Origin of the sequence: Stenotrophomonas sp. a6, assembly GCF_030913325.1 — a bacterium.
GTDB lineage: Bacteria > Pseudomonadota > Gammaproteobacteria > Xanthomonadales > Xanthomonadaceae > Stenotrophomonas > Stenotrophomonas maltophilia.
Genome location: NZ_CP133161.1, coordinates 130,329 through 145,295 on the forward strand (window position 1 = coordinate 130,329; position 14,967 = coordinate 145,295).

Consider the following 14,967-nt stretch of genomic DNA (forward strand, 5'->3'; position numbering starts at 1 on the left):
GTTGAAATGTTATATGATTACATTTCACCGCAGCCGCCCCTTCCCATGAAGACTCCCACCCTTGTGGCCGCCCTCGCGGCCGCTCCGTTCGCCCCTGAAGCTTTCGCACAGTCCGCCGATGCCGCGCTCACCCTCGGCAAGGTGCAGGTGCACCAGCATGGCGAAGGCCAGCTCAGCGCGCACCAGGTGCTGACTTCGGTGGACGTGCTCGGCGCGGACCAGATCGAAGACCGCAACGTCTCGCACAGCTGGGAGCTGCTGGGGCAGATGCCCGGCATCCAGCTCACCGAAACGCGGCAGGGTGCCGAATCGGGCAAGGTCAGCTTCCGCGCCTTCAACGGCGAGGGCTACCTCAACGCCATCAAGACCCTCATCGACGGCATCCCCAGCAACGTCAACAGCGGCAACCAGCGCTTCATCGACATGCTGTTCCCGCTGGAGATCAGCTACATCGAAGTGGTGCGCGGAACCAACGACCCGCGCTACGGCCTGCACAACATCGGCGGCAACGTGAACTTCGGTACGCGCCAGGGCGGCGACTACACCGATGCGCGGCTGGCCTACGGCAGCTACAACACCCGCGATGCGCAGCTGGCGATCGGCCGCGAAAGCGATGGCTTCGCGCAGAACTACTTCGTCGGCACCCAGGCCAGTGATGGCTACCGCGACCACGACACCTCGAAGAAGTACTCGCTCGGCGGCAAGTGGTTCCATGGCTCGCTGGACGACGGCCTGCGCGTGGGCCTGACCGCACGCGCCTACCACCACGAAGCGGACGAACCCGGCTTCATGACGGCCGACGAACTGCGTACGCATCGTCGTGGCAGCGACCTGCGCAACGGCAACGATGGCGATGACCGCGACATGCGCCAGATCGCCGCGCACGTGGATCTGAAGCTGTCCGACGCGCTCACCTTCGGCACGCGGCTGTACTACAACCGCTACGAAGACGATCGCCGCGTGACTTTCAGCGACCTGCCCACCGGCAACCTGCCGCGCCAGCGCCGCGTGTGGGATGAGCGCCAGACCGGCCTGCTCAGCACGCTCACCTGGCAGGCCAGCCCCGCGCTTACCGTCGAAGGCGGCCTGAACTACGAGCAGCAGGACAACGGCTACGTCCGCGAGCGCTACGCCTACGCCGAACCCACCGATTTCAGCCAGGCACCGGCGCGCGTGCAGAACAACGACCGCCACAGCTTCGACAACTGGGGTGCCTACGTGCAGGCCATCTACCAGCCCGGCGAGGCGTGGAAGATCGTGCCGGCCTACCGTATCGACCGCTTCAGTGGTAGCACGCACCTGATGAGCGGGATCAGCGGCCGCCTGCAGGACTACGGCACGATCGGCCAGCCCAAGCTGAGCGTCATCCACAGCCTGGGCCAGACCACCCACGTCTACGCGAACTGGGGCCGCACCTTCCAGGTACTGACCGGCTCCACCGCACCGGCCTACCTCACCCCGGGGCAGGCGCCGATGCAGCCGTCCACCAACACCGGCACGGAGCTGGGCCTGAAATTCCAGCCGTTTGCCGGCAGCCAGGCACGCCTGGCGGTGTGGCAGCAGGATGCGGAGAACGAGGTATCCAACATGCCGGCTACCGGTACGACGGTCACCTTGGGCAAGACCCGCCGACGCGGCGTGGATGCGCAGCTGAGCCTGCAGATGGGCGACGACTGGACGGTCTGGGCCTCGCACGCCTACCAGGAAGCGAAGATCACCCGCGACGACCGCGATGCCAGCGTTTCCCTGCAGGGCCGCGAAGTGGCCGCCACCCCGCGCCACATCAGCAATCTGGGCGTGGACTACCGCGCCACTGATGCGCTGCGGCTGGGCCTGCAGGCGCGTGCACAGGGCGATTACTACCTGGAAGAGCGCAACGCGGCCGGCAAGTTCGGAGGCTTCGCCGTGCTCGACCTCAGCGCCGCGTACCAGATCAACCCGCGCTGGAGCGTGGACCTGCAGCTGAAGAACGTCACCGGCCGCGAGTACGCCTACGCCTGGTACGACAGCTTCTTCTGGGACAGCGCCCGCCCGATGTTCTCGCCGGCCCCGGGCCGCAGCGTGTTCGTCGGCCTGAACATGAAGCTGTAATCGGCCACGCACCCGGTAGTGGTCGAGCCTGCTCGACCTGCGGCAGGGGTCAGAGCCCTTTCCTGACGGAAAGGGATCCGTCCCCGGAACCCGCAGCGCAAGGGGTCAGATCCCTTTCCGCCAGGAAAGGGCTCTGACCCCGAACCCCCCGTTTTGCACTACATTGGTGCAATGTCCGACCCCGCACCCCCGCCGTCCCTTGATGCCCTCGGCACGCCGCTGGCCTGGGCCGGGGCCGATGGCTGCATTGCCGGCTGCAATCCGGCGTTCGCCCGCTGGCTGGGCGTCAGCGTCCGGCGCCTGTTGGGTCGGCCGCTGGCCGCACTGGAAGTCCAGGGCGAGGCACTGGCCCATTTCCTGGCCCGCGATGAACGCGACAGCCTGCGCCTGAACCGGCTGGCGCTGGCGGTGCCCGGCGAGGCCCCGCGCTTCGCTGAGGGCTGGATGAGCCGCCGCGACGATGGCGGCTGGCTGCTGGAGGCGCATCCGGTCGATGAATTTCCCGGGCTGGACCCGACCCAGGCCCTGCCCAGCGCGCTCAGTGCAGCGCTGAAGGGGCTGGCCCACGAGCTGCGCAACCCGCTGGCCGGGCTGAAGGGCGCGGCCCAGCTGCTGGCCCGCCGCGCGGCCCAGCGCGATGCCAGCGAACGCGAGCTGATCGAACTGATCGGCTCGGAGATCGAGCGCCTCAACGGCCTGCTCGACCAGCTGCTGTCGCCGGCCCCGGCCGCGCCGCATGCCGAACTGAACATCCATGCCGCGCTTGAGCGCGTGCTGCGACTGGCCGAGAACGAGGCCGGCTGGGCGGTACGCCTGCAGCGCGACTACGACCCCAGCATTCCCGAATTCCATGGCGACGCCGACCGCCTCACCCAGGCGGTGTGGAACCTGGTGCGCAACGCGATCCAGGCCGGTGCCGGCAACATCACCCTGCGTACCCGCGTGGAGCATGGCGTGCGCATCGCCGAGCAGCTGCACACGCTGGCGTTGCGCCTGGAAATTGCCGACGACGGCCGTGGTGTACCCGAGGAACTGGCCGAGCACCTGTTCCTGCCGCTGGTCAGTGGCCGCGCCGAAGGCACTGGCCTGGGCCTGGCGCTGGCCCAGCAGGTGGCGCGCGAGCACCGCGGCACGCTGACCTACCGCTCGCGCCCGGGCCATACCGTGTTCACCCTGCTGCTGCCGATCGTCAGTGGCACCGCCCCGGCCGAGGAGGCCCCGCGCGATGTCTGAGTCTTCTTCGTCCCCGCAGCGCATCTGGGTGGTCGATGACGATCGTGCCGTGCGCTTCGTGCTGTGCACCGCGCTGCGCGAGGCGGGCTACCAGGTCGTCGATTTCGACAGCGCTGCGCCCGCGTTGCAGGCGTTGAACGAGGGCCCACCGCCGGCGCTGCTGTTCACCGACGTGCGCATGCCCGGCGACGACGGCCTGGTGCTGCTGGACAAGCTGAAAGCCGCATTGCCGCAGCTGCCGGTGGTGGTGATGTCGGCCTATACCGATGTGGCCAGCACGGCCGGTGCGTTCCGTGGTGGCGCGCATGAATTCCTGTCCAAACCGTTCGACCTGGACGACGCGGTGGCGCTGGCACAGCGTGTGCTGCCGGCAATTGCGCCGGCACTGGCGGCGCCCACACCTGCGGCGGAAGCGCATAGCGACCAACCGCCGCAACTGGTGGGCGATACCCCGCCGATGCGCGCGCTGTTCCGTGCCATCGGCCGCCTGGCGCAGGCGCCGCTGGCGGTGCTGATCACCGGCGAGACCGGCACCGGCAAGGAGCTGGTAGCCAATGCGCTGCATCGCGAATCACCGCGCGCGCAGGGGCCGTTCGTCGCGCTCAATACCGCTGCAATCCCGTCCGAGCTGCTGGAAAGCGAGTTGTTCGGCCACGAGGCCGGCGCCTTCACTGGCGCGCAGCGCCGCCATATCGGCCGTTTCGAGCAGGCCAACGGGGGCACGCTGTTCCTGGATGAGATCGGCGACATGCCGCTGCCGTTGCAGACGCGACTGCTTCGCGTGCTGGCACAGGGCGAGTTCTTCCGTGTCGGTGGCCGTGAACTGATCCGCGTCGACGTGCGCGTGGTGGCCGCCACCCACCAGGATCTGGAAGGGCTGGTCGCGCAGGGGAAGTTCCGCGCCGATCTGCTGCATCGCCTGGACGTGGTGCGCCTGCAGCTGCCACCGCTGCGCGAGCGCCGCGAGGACATCGCACAGCTGGCCAGTACGTTCCTGGCCGCCGCCGCGCGCAAGCTGGACACGCCACCGAAGCGCCTGACCGCCGCCGCTCTGCAGGCGCTGCGCGAGCACGACTGGCCGGGCAACGTGCGCGAACTGGAAAATGTGTGCTGGCGGATGGCAGCGTTGGCCGCCGCCGACACCATCGGCGTGGCCGACGTCGATACCGCGCTCAACCGTACGCGCGGTCGCCGCAGCAGCACCACCGGCGCCGATCCGGGGCAGTGGGAAGCGCTGCTGGCCGAATGGGCACGCCGTCAGCTGGCCGAAGGCGTGGAAGGGCTGCACGCGCAGGTGCGCGAGCGGGTCGACCATGCCCTGCTGGAAGCCGCGCTGCAGATCACCCATGGCCGCCGTGCCGAAGCCGCGGCCCGCCTGGGCCTCGGCCGCAATACCCTTACCCGCAAGCTGGGCGCCGGGCGCCGCCGCGGGGGCCATTGAACGGTCCCTGCACGCGATCCTCGCGCGCGCTTGCCGAACCGTTGATCGTTCATGGACGATGCCGTCCGTAGTGTCACCTGCAAGGAGTCTTCGATGCGTCTGTCCTTTGCCATCCTGCCGTTGTCCGCCGCCGTGCTACTGTCTGCCTGTGGCAGTGCGCCGAAGAAGGCCGAGCCCACCCCGCCACCACCGACCGTGGTCAGCGCCGCGAAACAGGCCGAGGCCAATCTGTCGCCGGCCTCGGCCAGTATCGTCAGTGGCCGCATCGCGCTGATGGTGGAGCCCGGTGGCCTCCACATCACTGGCCTGATCGGTGGCCTGCAGCCGATGCAGCAGGCCGGCTTCCACATCCACGAGCGCGGCGACTGCAGCGCGGTGGATGCCAGCAGTGCCGGCAATCACTTCAATCCCGGTGGCGCTGCGCATGGCCGCGCCGGCACCGGCAAGCACCACCTGGGCGACATGGACAATCTGCGTGCCGACGCCCAGGGCCGCGCCAACGTCGATATCCACCTCAAGGGCGTTACCCTTGGCGGAGGCGCCGCCACCGATATCGCCGGACGTGCACTGGTCGTGCATGCCAACGCCGACGACTATCGCAGCCAGCCCGCCGGCAATGCCGGCGTCCGCATCGCCTGTGGCGTGATCCGGGTTGTCCGCTGATCACTGCAGGCATCATCCAGGGAGAGATTCCATGCGTTTGATCCACACGTCGCTGTTCGCAGCCATTGCTGCTCTGGGCCTGGCGGCCTGCAACCAGCAGCCGGCCGCGCCGCAGGCTGAAACCCCGCCGGCCGCTCCGGCCGACGGCGCCACCACCGAACCGGCTGCAACGCCGGCCCCGGCGGCTGCACCGGCTGCCGATGCCTCGGCCACGGCCGAGCTGGCGCCGACCCAGGGCAACGAGACCAAGGGCAGCGTCACCTTCAAGGTGGTTGACGGCAAGGTCCACGTGACCGGCCAGATCAGCGGCCTGAAGCCGGGTAGCGAACACGGCTTCCATATCCACGAGAAGGGCGACTGCAGCGCGCCGGACGGCATGAGCGCCGGTGGCCACTTCAACCCGGGCAAGCAGGATCACGGCAGCGTGTCCGCCGATCCGCACCACGGCGGCGACATGCCCAACATCAAGGCCGACGACAAGGGCGTGGCCACCATCGACGGCCCGGTGTCGAGCAACGTCAACATCGGCAAGGGTGATGACTTCGACATCATCGGCCGCGGCCTGATCGTCCACGCTGATGCGGACGACTACAAGACCCAGCCGACCGGCAACGCCGGCGCGCGCCTGGCATGTGCGGTGATCCAGAAGGCCCCGTAAGGGCGCTTTTGCTGGAAACGGAAAACGCCGGCGCAAGCCGGCGTTTTTCTTTGCATCGCTTTCTGTAGCGCCGAGCCCACGCTCGGCTGCTCTTCCGGCGGCCTGAGCCGAGCATGGGCTCGGCGCTACAACACGCGGCGGCCGCTTCCTATCAGCGCGCCAGCAACTCGCGCGCGTCCTGCCCGGCCTCGCAGTGCACGAACAGCACCGGCACGCCGTGCGCTTCCAGCACCGCGGCCATCTGCCGCTGGCGCATCAGGAACTGCTCGTAGATGCCCTTCAGGCGGTCGCAGTCGTTCTTGCCGTGGTTGTAGTGCGCGCACCAGCCTGCCGGGTCGAACAGCGCCATGCGTGCTTCACCATGGGTATAGCGCAGCAGCGGCTCGGGCGCGGCGTTGAGCCACTCATCCTCGCCCGGGGCCATGATCGCCGTCTCGATCAGCGGCCACAGCGCGGCCAGGCCCTGGTTGTCGTACTGCATCGACATCATCGCGGCCAGATCATTCACGGTGAAATAGCGTGCGTGCTCGATGCGGGCACCAAAGGTGTTCTGCGCCATCAACGCGGTGTCGGCATGGGCCATGCCGTTGGCCAGCAGCGTATCTTCCAGCGCCTCGGCCACCGCATCGGTGGTGGCCACGTCACTGCCGGTCAGCAGGAACGGCACCACACGCAGGCCACCACCCACCAGGCTGGCATCGGCCTGGAACGGCAGCGGCACGTCACCCTGGGCGTCGGTACCGAACGCCAGCAGGCGCGGGCCCTGGTTGCGGCCCGGCGCACGCATCTGCAGTTCTTCCAGCCGGCGATGGATCGGCCAACCCGGGCGCAGCACTTCGGCCGGGTCGAAATGGGCGGCGGCGAACACCAGGTCCAGCTCGGCCACCTGCGGCACCAGCTTGGACAGGTCGCGGCCGACGCGTTCGGCCAGTTCACCGGCCTGTTCGGCGCTGAGCACCGCCTGGCGGGGGATTTCGCCGCCGGCCAGTTCCAGGGCCAGCACGCCAAGGGCATTCATCGCGGGGTCGGGTTTGCTCATGGTTCCACGGTTGGCCCATCACAGGGCGGCAGCTACACTTGGCTCCATTATGCCTGCTCCGCCGTGCAGGCCATGTTGCAGACACCCTCATCCATGCCAGGTATCTCCATGCCCAACGCTCGTCCCGTCGCCATCCTCGGTGGCGTCCGCATTCCGTTCTGCCGCCAGAACACCGCGTATTCGGATGTCGGCAACCTCGGCATGTCGGTCCGTACGCTGGGCGCGCTGGTCGAACGTTTCGGCCTGCACGGCCAGCAGCTGGGTGAAGTGGCGATGGGTGCGGTGATCAAGCACTCCAGCGACTGGAACCTGGGCCGCGAAGCCACGCTGTCCTCCGGCCTGTCGCCGCTGACCCCGGGCATCACCCTGCAGCGCGCCTGCGGTACTTCGCTGGACAGCATCATCACCGTCGCCAACAAGATCGCGCTGGGCCAGATCGAATCCGGCATCGGCGGTGGTTCGGACACCACCTCCGACGTGCCGATCGTCTACGGCAAGAAGCTGCGCGCGCGCCTGCTGGCCGCCAACCGTGCCAAGAGCACCGGCGACAAGATCCGTGCGCTCACCGCCGGCTTCAAGTTCTCCGAACTGAAGCCCGAGTTCCCGGGCGTGGCCGAGCCGCGCACCGGCAAGAGCATGGGTGACCATTGCGAGGACATGGCCAAGGAATGGAACATCTCGCGCGACTCGCAGGACGAGTGGGCGGTGTCGTCGCACAAGAAGCTGGCTGCCGCCTATGAGCGTGGCTTCTTCAACGACCTGATCGCACCGTTCCGTGGCGTCGAGCGCGACAACATCCTGCGCCCGGATACCTCGCTGGAAAAGCTCGCCACGCTGAAGCCGGCCTTCGACAAGGTCTCCGGCCGCGGCACCCTGACCGCAGCCAATTCCACCCCGCTCACCGATGGCGCTGCCGCGGTGCTGCTGGCCAGCGAGGAATGGGCCCGCGCACACGGCCACGAACCGCAGGCGTACCTGCGTGATGCCCACGTCTCGGCCGTTGATTTCGTGCATGGTGAAGGCCTGCTGATGGCACCGACCGTGGCTGTGCCGGAGATGCTCAAGCGCAATGGCCTGACCCTGCAGGACTTCGACATCTACGAGATCCACGAAGCCTTCGCCGCGCAGGTGCTGTGCACCCTGCGTGCGTGGGAGAGCGAGGATTACTGCCGCAACCGCCTGGGCCTGGATGCACCGATGGGCCGCATCGACCCGGACAAGATCAACCTGCTGGGTTCGTCGCTGGCCACCGGCCACCCGTTCGCTGCCACCGGCGCCCGCGTGATTGCTACGGCCGCCAAGCAGCTGGCCGAACGCGGCGGCGGCCGCGCGCTGGTGTCGATCTGCACCGCCGGCGGCATGGGCGTGGTGGCGATCGTCGAACGCTGATTGTTGCGACCGCACGCCAACCAAGGTTGGCGACTACCGGGTTCCACACATGAAAACGCCGCCCAATGGGCGGCGTTTTTTCTTGCTCTGGTGAGTGCCGACCGTTGGTCGGCACGCTTCACGGCAACCGCGGATTACCGAATTCGTCGCGCTCTTCGTTGGCGTCATACACCGGCGGCTGCACCGTGATGGGCTGCTCTTCCACCGTGGCCCGTGCAGGTGCTTCAATGCCGCGCACCAGCTCCACGCTGTCCTCGCCGCGCTGCAGTCGCAACGCATTGGCCAGGCATTGCGCGGCCAGCGCGTGCTCGCCACGCTGCGCGAACAGCTCACCCAGTGCTTCCCATGCAGGAGCACCAGCGCCGGCGGCGATGGCCTCATGCAGGAACGCATCGGCGGCATCCCACTGCTGCTGGGCCAGGGCCACGCGGCCCTGTGCCAAGCGCAGCGCGGCCGACTCGTCATGCACGTTGCGCCAGCGCGCCAGGTTGCTCTGGCGGGTGGCCAGGCGCTCGGCCGGCAGGCGGCCATACAGCGCCACCAGTTCGTCGTCCCAGCGATGGTCCAGGGCCTGTTCCAGCGCCAGCAGCGCCGGCTCATCCCAGTTCAGGGCCACCGCGCGGCTGGCATACGCGCCGACCACGTCCGGGGTGGGGCGCAGCGCCTTCGGCGTGGCTTCCCACTGCGCGGCCAGCGCGTTGACGTCGGCCGCTTCCAGCAGCGCCTGTGCGGCCAGGCGTGCTTCCAGTTCGCTGTTGGCGTCGGCGGGCAGCACCTTGCTCTGGCGCAGTGCACCCAGCTGGCCATACGCCTCGTGGGCGCGGCCCGCCTGTGCCAGTGCTTCGGTGCGCAGCCACAGGCCGCGCGGCGGCAGCGGCTGGATCGCCGCCACGTCCAATGCGTTGATTGCATCCACCGGCAGATCGCGCGCCAGCAGCTGTTCGGCGCGCAGCAGCGCCTGCAGGGTGGCATCGCTTTCGCCCAGGCGCTGCAGCAGCGCTTCACCGGCGGGGCCGTCGGCACGCGCCTGCGCACTGCGCACGGCGTTGGCCAGCGCCACCGCGCTCACTTCCGGATCCTTGGCGGCGCCGTCCAGCAGCTTCTCGGCACGCTGCCACTGGCCGTGCTCATAGGCCTGCAGGCCGTCGATCAGGCGCACCCGGCCCTGCTTGCGGCGGTAGCGGCCCCAGGCGCGGAACGGTGCAGCGATCAGGCTCCACAGCAGCCACAGTACCAGCACCGCGATCACCGACAGCAGCGCCACCTTGGGCAGGTTGCTGTGGTAGTCGTAGCCGCCGTAGCGCAGCGTCACTTCGCCGAAGCGGTTGAGGTCATCGGCGCCGAGCCATTGCGCGGCAACCACGCCGATGGCCACGGCCAGCAACAGCACGACCAGGGATTGCAGGGGTTTCATGTGGGATTACCTCCGGTCGGTCTGGGTACGCAGCTGCTGCAGGGTGCTGCCAAGAACAGCGTTGCTGGCCTGCAGCGGAAGCTCGCGCAAGGCCTTCAGTTCAGCACGTTGCGCGCGCAGGGCCGGTGAATCCGGCCAACGCCGCTGCGCCCAATGCTCCACGCGTGCCAGCGCAGTATCGCGGCCGGTGCGGTCGCCACGTTCGATCGCGGCGCGCGCCAGGGTCAGTTCCAGTTGCAGTGCATCGTCTGCATTGCGGCGCTCGGCGGCGGTCAGCGGACCGTTCTGGCGGCTGGGGCTGATGTCCACGAACGGGGCCAGCGTGGCCTGCCACCAGGTCTTGCCGGCGCCGGGAGCGCTGTCGCCTGTTACCTGCGAGGGCAGGCCCTGCAGGGCTTTGGCCAGGCTATCCAGGCGCTGCAGCGATTGCGCGCGCGGGCCGGCACCAAGGGAATCCAGTGCATCGCGCTCCTGCACCAGGGCCTGGCGCAGATTCAGGCCGTCGCTGTCGGGCAGATCGGCCAACGCGGTGGCGGCCTGTGCATACAGGCGGCGTGCGCCTTCCACGTCGTCGGCGTAGTTCAGTCGCTGTGCCGCCTGGGTCAACAGCAGCTCGGCCTCATCGCGCTGTACCGCCTGGCGGCCCTGGTTGGCGCTGTCGGCCAGCTTGGCCAGGTTCTCTTCCAGCAATGCACTGCGCTGCGAAAGGCCCAGCATCTCGTCGCGCAGCACGCGGTTGGTGGTCGCCGCATCCTGCAGGCGCTGGCTGGTCGCGCGCTGGTCGCGGCGCAATGCATCCAGCGTCGCCTGCAGGCCCTGCAGCTGCACGGCCGTGGTCTGTGCCTGCGCTTTCTGTTCGTGCTGTTGCTGTTGCCAGACGTACCAGCCGGCATAGCCGCCCACGCCAAGCACGACCACCCCGGCCAGCGGCAACAGCCAGCGCACAGATCGACGGGGCGGGGAAACGGGCGGAGTCTCGTTCATGGGGCTTCCTTGTCGGCAACGTCGCCGGTCAGGTTCCGGCAGGCCGCGTTGTGCACAGCATCACTGTTGCCGACCACAGCGGCAAGCGTGACCCACGTCCCTGTTCAGGTCGCTGCCGGGACGGTGAGCGTAGCGTGTGCAGCGGCCACCAGTTGTGCCGTGGTGGGCCCGGCCGCGCGCACCACGCGTTGCAGCCCCAATGCGTGCGCCTGTTCGCCGAGCCGTTCGCTGGCCACGACGACGGTGGCGTGCGCCTGAAAGCGTTGCTGCAATGCCGGCGGAAGCTGCTGCCAGAAATGCTGCAGCGCTTCGCCACTGCTCACCGCCAGCACCCACGGCTGCGCTGAACGCGCCAATCGAGCCAATGTGCGGGGCGGCAGGCGCAGCAATCGGCGCTGGTAGACGTCGGCGCGTTCGATCGTGGCGCCCGCCGCCTGCAGTTGCGCGGCAATCAGGCCGCGCCCGCCAGGGGCGGTGACCAGGCCGATGCACAGGCCCTGTACATTGGCCAGCACCGGCATCGCGAGCAGCCCCTCGCTGTCCATCCGCTGCGGTGCATGCACCTCGGCGACGCCCTGCGCCCGCAGCGCGCGCGCGGTGCCTTCGCCCACGGTCAGCCACGGGCTGCGTTGCGCCTCGGCCAGTGGCAGCAGGGTGGCGGCCGCGGTAACGGCGGCCGGGCTGGTGAACACCACCCGATCGCAGTTCAGCGCGCGTTGCAGCTGACGCACCACTGGCGTGCCGTTCAGGCGCTGCAGGCGCCAGGGCGGCAGGGCCACCACATGCCCGCCCAGCCCAGCAACGGCGCGGCGCAGCGCGGAATTCTGGCCCTGCGGTCGCAGCGAAATGAAGGTCCAGCCCGGCTCGGAACCGGCGGCGCCAGTGGGTATCGTATGGTCGGCCATTGCCTGCATTATGCGGGCCCTTCGTTGTCGTGGTCTCTGCTCCGATGTCCGTTGATGCTCTGACTTCCTCGCTGGCCGCCCTGCAGGACGTGCTGGACTGCATGCCGGCGGTCCGCGCCATGCAGATCCAGCTCGACGGCTATGCCGATGGGGTGCTGCGCATCACCGCGCCGCTGGCCGCCAACGTCAACGACAAGGGCAACGCCTTCGGTGGCAGCCTGGCCTCGGTGCTGACCCTGTCGGGCTGGGCACTGGTCAGCCTGCGCCTGCGCCTGGCCGGCCACGATGCCGAGGTCTACGTGGCCGACAGCAACCTGCGCTACCTGGCGCCGGTCTACGAAGACCTGCACGCCCACGCCGAAGCGGCCGAAGCCACCGGCTGGGACGCTTTCCTGAACACCTTCCGGCAGCGCCGCAAAGCCCGCATCAGCATCATCGCCACCCAGCCCGGTGCCGATGGCAAGCCTGCCGCCGAGTTCAGCGGTCGCTTCGTTGCCTTCGCCAAAGGGTAGGATGGCAGGCTGACGTTCTGGGGAAACCACCGATGCGCCGCCTCATCCAGTTCCTGATGTGTTCCCTGCTGCTGGTCAGCGCCGTGGCTTCGGCCGACGACCTCAGCCGCAAGCAGCGCAAGCTGCTGGAAGAGACCCAGATCGCCTACGGCGCCACCATCCGCTGGGGCAGCATGGACGATGCGATCGGCTATCTGGACCCCAAGCTGCGCAAGGAGAAGCCGCCCACCGAGTTCGAGCTCAACCGCTACGCGCAGCTGCGCGTGTCGTCCTACCGCGAGCGCAGCAGCGCCTCGCTGGACGGTGGCCTGGTCGAGCGCCGGGTCGAAATCGGGGTGATCAACCAGAACACCCAGGCCGAACGCACCGTGGTGGTGGTCGAGCGCTGGCGCTGGGATGCCGAGGCCAAGCGCTGGTGGCAGACGGCCGGCCTGCCGGACCTGTGGAAGGGGCAGTGACGGGCCGCGTCCGGCTTGTGCGACAATCGGCGCCCGCTTAATCGACCCGTGACCTGAGTGAATTACGAAGAGTTGCTGGCCTTTGCAGGCCGAAACCCGATGCTGTCCGCGGCCCTGGTCGGCCTGACCGTGGCCATCATCGTCACCGAGATCCGCCGCCTGTTCCGGGGCTTCAAGGGCATCAAGCCCGCCGAACTGACCCAGCTGATGAACGCGGGCGGCACGGTGGTGGTCGACCTGTCGGCCAGCGGTGACTTCGAGAAGGGCCACATTGCCGGCAGCCGCAACGCCCAGGCCAGTGCCTTCGGCCCGGACCACAAGCTGGTGGCCAACGCCAAGCAGTCGCCGGTGGTGCTGGTGTGCCGCAGCGGCAACGCTTCGGAAACCGCCGCCAAGGCGCTGAAGAAGGCCGGTTTCGAGAAGGTCTACGTGCTCGACGGCGGCATTCCCGCCTGGCAGCAGGCCGAGCTGCCGCTGGTCAAGGGCCGCAACTGATTGCCGCAGGTGGCGGATCCGGCCTTGTATGGGCCTGATGCCGCCCCCATCGCAGTAATTCGACCATCGTTTTCATTGCATTCATTGGAGTTACTGGAAATGTCCGAAGAGATCACCAACGGCGCCGCTGCGCCGGTCGATGCCGCCACCGGCCCCGCTTTCACCGTCGAGAAGATCTACGTCAAGGACGTCTCCTTCGAGTCGCCGAACGCTCCGACCATCTTCAATGACCAGGTGCAGCCGGAGCTGCAGCTGAACCTGAACCAGCAGGTGCAGCGCCTGGGTGAGAACGCCTTCGAAGTCGTGCTGGCCGTGACCCTGACCTGCCAGGCCGGTGAGCGCACCGCCTACGTGGCCGAAGTGAAGCAGGCCGGCGTGTTCGGCCTGGTCGGCCTGGACCCGCAGTCGATCGACGTGCTGCTCGGCACCCAGTGCCCGAACATCCTGTTCCCGTACGTGCGCCAGCTGGTCAGCGACCTGATCCAGGCCGGCGGCTTCCCGCCGTTCTTCCTGCAGCCGATCAACTTCGAAGGCCTGTACGCAGAAACCCTGCGCCAGCGCCAGGAGCAGGGCGACGCACCGTCGCTGGCTGACTCCGAGCCGGCTGGCAACGCCTGATTCCTGCCGCGACGTCACGGATGAGCACTCCCGCTGACAAGATCGCCGTGCTTGGCGCCGGTTCCTGGGGAACCGCGCTGGCCAGCCTGCTCGCACGGCACGGTCACCCGACCGTGCTGTGGGGGCGCGACGCTGCCGTGGTCGAAGCCATCGACCAGCGCCACGAGAACCCGCGTTACCTGCCGGGCATCCCGCTGCCGGACAGCCTGCGTGCCACCACCGACCTGGCGTCGGCGGTGGAGGGCGCGGCCTGGATCCTGGTGGTGACCCCGTCGCACGCCTTCGGTGAAACCGTGCGTGCGCTGGCGCCGCTGCGCCCGGCCGGTGCCGGTGTGGCCTGGGCCACCAAGGGCTTCGAGCCCGGTTCGGGCCGCTTCCTGCATGAAGTAGCGCGCGAAGTGCTGGGTGAGGACGTGCCGCTGGCCGTGGTCACCGGCCCGTCGTTCGCCAAGGAAGTGACTCAGGGCCTGCCGACCGCGATCACCGTGCACGGCGACGTGCCCGAGTTCGCGCAGACGGTGGCCGAAGCGATGCATGGCCCAGCGTTCCGCGCCTACACCGGCGACGACATGGTCGGTGCCGAGCTGGGCGGTGCGATGAAGAACGTGCTGGCCGTTGCCACCGGCGTGGCCGATGGCATGCAGTTGGGCCTGAACGCTCGTGCCGGCCTGATCACGCGTGGCCTCAACGAGATGCTGCGCCTGGCCGCTGCCATCGGCGCCAAGCCGGAAACGCTGATGGGCCTGGCTGGCCTGGGCGATCTGGTGCTGACCTGCACCGGCGACCTGTCGCGCAACCGCCGCCTGGGCCTGGCCCTGGGCCGTGGCCAGACGCTGCAGGATGCCGTGCGCGAAATCGGCCAGGTTGTCGAGTCGGTGCAGACCGCCGACGAAGTGATGCGACAGGCACGCCGCCATGGCATCGACCTGCCGATTTCCGACCGCGTGCGCGCCGTGCTGCACGGCGAGCAGACGCCGGAAGAAGGCCTGCGCGCACTGCTGGCGCGGGAACAGAAACCGGAATACCCGGACACGCTGTTCAAGTGAATCGAAAACCCCGGCCACGCG

15 protein-coding genes are annotated in these 14,967 nt (G+C 68.6%); 11 read left to right on the forward strand and 4 right to left on the reverse strand.

What is annotated here, in order from left to right:
* Positions 1-45: 45 nt before the first annotated feature.
* The 5 genes from Q9Q79_RS00565 to Q9Q79_RS00585 all read left to right on the forward strand — a co-directional run bounded on the left by Q9Q79_RS00565 (position 46) and on the right by Q9Q79_RS00585 (position 6,086).
* The gene (locus tag Q9Q79_RS00565) at positions 46-2,091 is read left to right on the forward strand and encodes a TonB-dependent receptor (protein ID WP_201862192.1); all 2,046 of its coding nucleotides are present in this window, start codon (positions 46-48) and stop codon (positions 2,089-2,091) included.
* A 171-nt stretch (positions 2,092-2,262) separates the two neighbouring features.
* Complete coding sequence (locus Q9Q79_RS00570) at positions 2,263-3,324, forward strand: ATP-binding protein (RefSeq protein WP_029380135.1); 1,062 nt, start codon at positions 2,263-2,265, stop codon at positions 3,322-3,324.
* Entirely contained in the window at positions 3,317-4,765 is a 1,449-nt protein-coding gene (gene ntrC, locus Q9Q79_RS00575) for a nitrogen regulation protein NR(I) (RefSeq protein WP_201862190.1), read from the forward strand. The genes Q9Q79_RS00570 and ntrC overlap by 8 nt, the downstream gene beginning before the upstream one ends.
* A 93-nt stretch (positions 4,766-4,858) precedes the next feature.
* A complete protein-coding gene (locus Q9Q79_RS00580) occupies positions 4,859-5,428 on the forward strand; it encodes a superoxide dismutase family protein (RefSeq protein WP_010487189.1) in 570 nt (189 codons plus the stop codon).
* Between the two features lie 31 nt (positions 5,429-5,459).
* Positions 5,460-6,086 (forward strand): superoxide dismutase family protein, encoded by a 627-nt coding sequence (locus tag Q9Q79_RS00585; RefSeq protein ID WP_043034935.1) that lies wholly within the window; start codon positions 5,460-5,462, stop codon positions 6,084-6,086.
* Positions 6,087-6,237: 151 nt separating this feature from the next.
* Here the strand turns inward: Q9Q79_RS00585 and Q9Q79_RS00590 are convergent, their stop codons facing one another.
* Positions 6,238-7,125 carry a hypothetical protein gene (locus tag Q9Q79_RS00590; protein WP_201862186.1) on the reverse strand — a complete coding sequence of 296 codons (888 nt, stop codon included), beginning with the start codon at positions 7,123-7,125 and terminating at the stop codon, positions 6,238-6,240.
* A 93-nt stretch (positions 7,126-7,218) separates the two neighbouring features.
* Here Q9Q79_RS00590 and Q9Q79_RS00595 point away from each other — a divergent pair, with 93 nt between their 5' ends.
* A complete protein-coding gene (locus tag Q9Q79_RS00595; RefSeq protein ID WP_029550824.1) occupies positions 7,219-8,514 on the forward strand; it encodes an acetyl-CoA C-acetyltransferase in 1,296 nt (431 codons plus the stop codon).
* A 118-nt stretch (positions 8,515-8,632) separates the two neighbouring features.
* On the opposite strand, the gene Q9Q79_RS00600 is transcribed toward Q9Q79_RS00595, so the two are convergent.
* The 3 genes from Q9Q79_RS00600 to Q9Q79_RS00610 form a co-directional block, all read right to left on the reverse strand.
* Positions 8,633-9,928 carry a heme biosynthesis HemY N-terminal domain-containing protein gene (locus Q9Q79_RS00600; RefSeq protein WP_019338206.1) on the reverse strand — a complete coding sequence of 432 codons (1,296 nt, stop codon included), beginning with the start codon at positions 9,926-9,928 and terminating at the stop codon, positions 8,633-8,635.
* A gap of 6 nt (positions 9,929-9,934) precedes the next feature.
* Entirely contained in the window at positions 9,935-10,912 is a 978-nt protein-coding gene (locus Q9Q79_RS00605) for a uroporphyrinogen-III C-methyltransferase (RefSeq protein ID WP_109814519.1), read from the reverse strand.
* Between the two features lie 104 nt (positions 10,913-11,016).
* Entirely contained in the window at positions 11,017-11,826 is an 810-nt protein-coding gene (locus tag Q9Q79_RS00610) for a uroporphyrinogen-III synthase (protein ID WP_109814520.1), read from the reverse strand.
* Between the two features lie 35 nt (positions 11,827-11,861).
* Here Q9Q79_RS00610 and Q9Q79_RS00615 point away from each other — a divergent pair, with 35 nt between their 5' ends.
* The 5 genes from Q9Q79_RS00615 to Q9Q79_RS00635 all read left to right on the forward strand — a co-directional run bounded on the left by Q9Q79_RS00615 (position 11,862) and on the right by Q9Q79_RS00635 (position 14,946).
* Positions 11,862-12,329, forward strand: a complete 468-nt coding sequence (locus tag Q9Q79_RS00615; protein ID WP_005407593.1) for a YiiD C-terminal domain-containing protein — start codon at positions 11,862-11,864, stop codon at positions 12,327-12,329.
* Between the two features lie 32 nt (positions 12,330-12,361).
* Positions 12,362-12,787, forward strand: coding sequence for a hypothetical protein (locus tag Q9Q79_RS00620; protein ID WP_019338209.1), 426 nt, complete (start codon positions 12,362-12,364; stop codon positions 12,785-12,787).
* A gap of 57 nt (positions 12,788-12,844) precedes the next feature.
* Complete coding sequence (locus tag Q9Q79_RS00625) at positions 12,845-13,282, forward strand: rhodanese-like domain-containing protein (RefSeq protein WP_005411869.1); 438 nt, start codon at positions 12,845-12,847, stop codon at positions 13,280-13,282.
* A gap of 99 nt (positions 13,283-13,381) precedes the next feature.
* The gene (secB, locus tag Q9Q79_RS00630; RefSeq protein WP_004153553.1) at positions 13,382-13,900 is read left to right on the forward strand and encodes a protein-export chaperone SecB; all 519 of its coding nucleotides are present in this window, start codon (positions 13,382-13,384) and stop codon (positions 13,898-13,900) included.
* A 20-nt stretch (positions 13,901-13,920) separates the two neighbouring features.
* Positions 13,921-14,946 (forward strand): NAD(P)H-dependent glycerol-3-phosphate dehydrogenase, encoded by a 1,026-nt coding sequence (locus Q9Q79_RS00635; RefSeq protein WP_010487166.1) that lies wholly within the window; start codon positions 13,921-13,923, stop codon positions 14,944-14,946.
* Positions 14,947-14,967 lie beyond the last annotated feature (21 nt).

What these genes read in the sequence shown, in the direction of transcription:
- Q9Q79_RS00580 (WP_010487189.1), top strand. Translation starts at nt 4,859, where the DNA reads ATGCGTCTGTCCTTTGCCATCCTGCCGTTGTCCGCCGCCGTGCTACTG.
- Q9Q79_RS00610 (WP_109814520.1), bottom strand. Translation starts at nt 11,826, where the DNA reads ATGCAGGCAATGGCCGACCATACGATACCCACTGGCGCCGCCGGTTCC.
- Q9Q79_RS00585 (WP_043034935.1), top strand. Translation starts at nt 5,460, where the DNA reads ATGCGTTTGATCCACACGTCGCTGTTCGCAGCCATTGCTGCTCTGGGC.
- Q9Q79_RS00620 (WP_019338209.1), top strand. Translation starts at nt 12,362, where the DNA reads ATGCGCCGCCTCATCCAGTTCCTGATGTGTTCCCTGCTGCTGGTCAGC.
- secB (WP_004153553.1), top strand. Translation starts at nt 13,382, where the DNA reads ATGTCCGAAGAGATCACCAACGGCGCCGCTGCGCCGGTCGATGCCGCC.
- Q9Q79_RS00590 (WP_201862186.1), bottom strand. Translation starts at nt 7,125, where the DNA reads ATGAGCAAACCCGACCCCGCGATGAATGCCCTTGGCGTGCTGGCCCTG.
- Q9Q79_RS00595 (WP_029550824.1), top strand. Translation starts at nt 7,219, where the DNA reads ATGCCAGGTATCTCCATGCCCAACGCTCGTCCCGTCGCCATCCTCGGT.
- Q9Q79_RS00615 (WP_005407593.1), top strand. Translation starts at nt 11,862, where the DNA reads ATGTCCGTTGATGCTCTGACTTCCTCGCTGGCCGCCCTGCAGGACGTG.
- Q9Q79_RS00570 (WP_029380135.1), top strand. Translation starts at nt 2,263, where the DNA reads ATGTCCGACCCCGCACCCCCGCCGTCCCTTGATGCCCTCGGCACGCCG.
- Q9Q79_RS00605 (WP_109814519.1), bottom strand. Translation starts at nt 10,912, where the DNA reads ATGAACGAGACTCCGCCCGTTTCCCCGCCCCGTCGATCTGTGCGCTGG.
- Q9Q79_RS00635 (WP_010487166.1), top strand. Translation starts at nt 13,921, where the DNA reads ATGAGCACTCCCGCTGACAAGATCGCCGTGCTTGGCGCCGGTTCCTGG.
- Q9Q79_RS00565 (WP_201862192.1), top strand. Translation starts at nt 46, where the DNA reads ATGAAGACTCCCACCCTTGTGGCCGCCCTCGCGGCCGCTCCGTTCGCC.
- Q9Q79_RS00600 (WP_019338206.1), bottom strand. Translation starts at nt 9,928, where the DNA reads ATGAAACCCCTGCAATCCCTGGTCGTGCTGTTGCTGGCCGTGGCCATC.
- ntrC (WP_201862190.1), top strand. Translation starts at nt 3,317, where the DNA reads ATGTCTGAGTCTTCTTCGTCCCCGCAGCGCATCTGGGTGGTCGATGAC.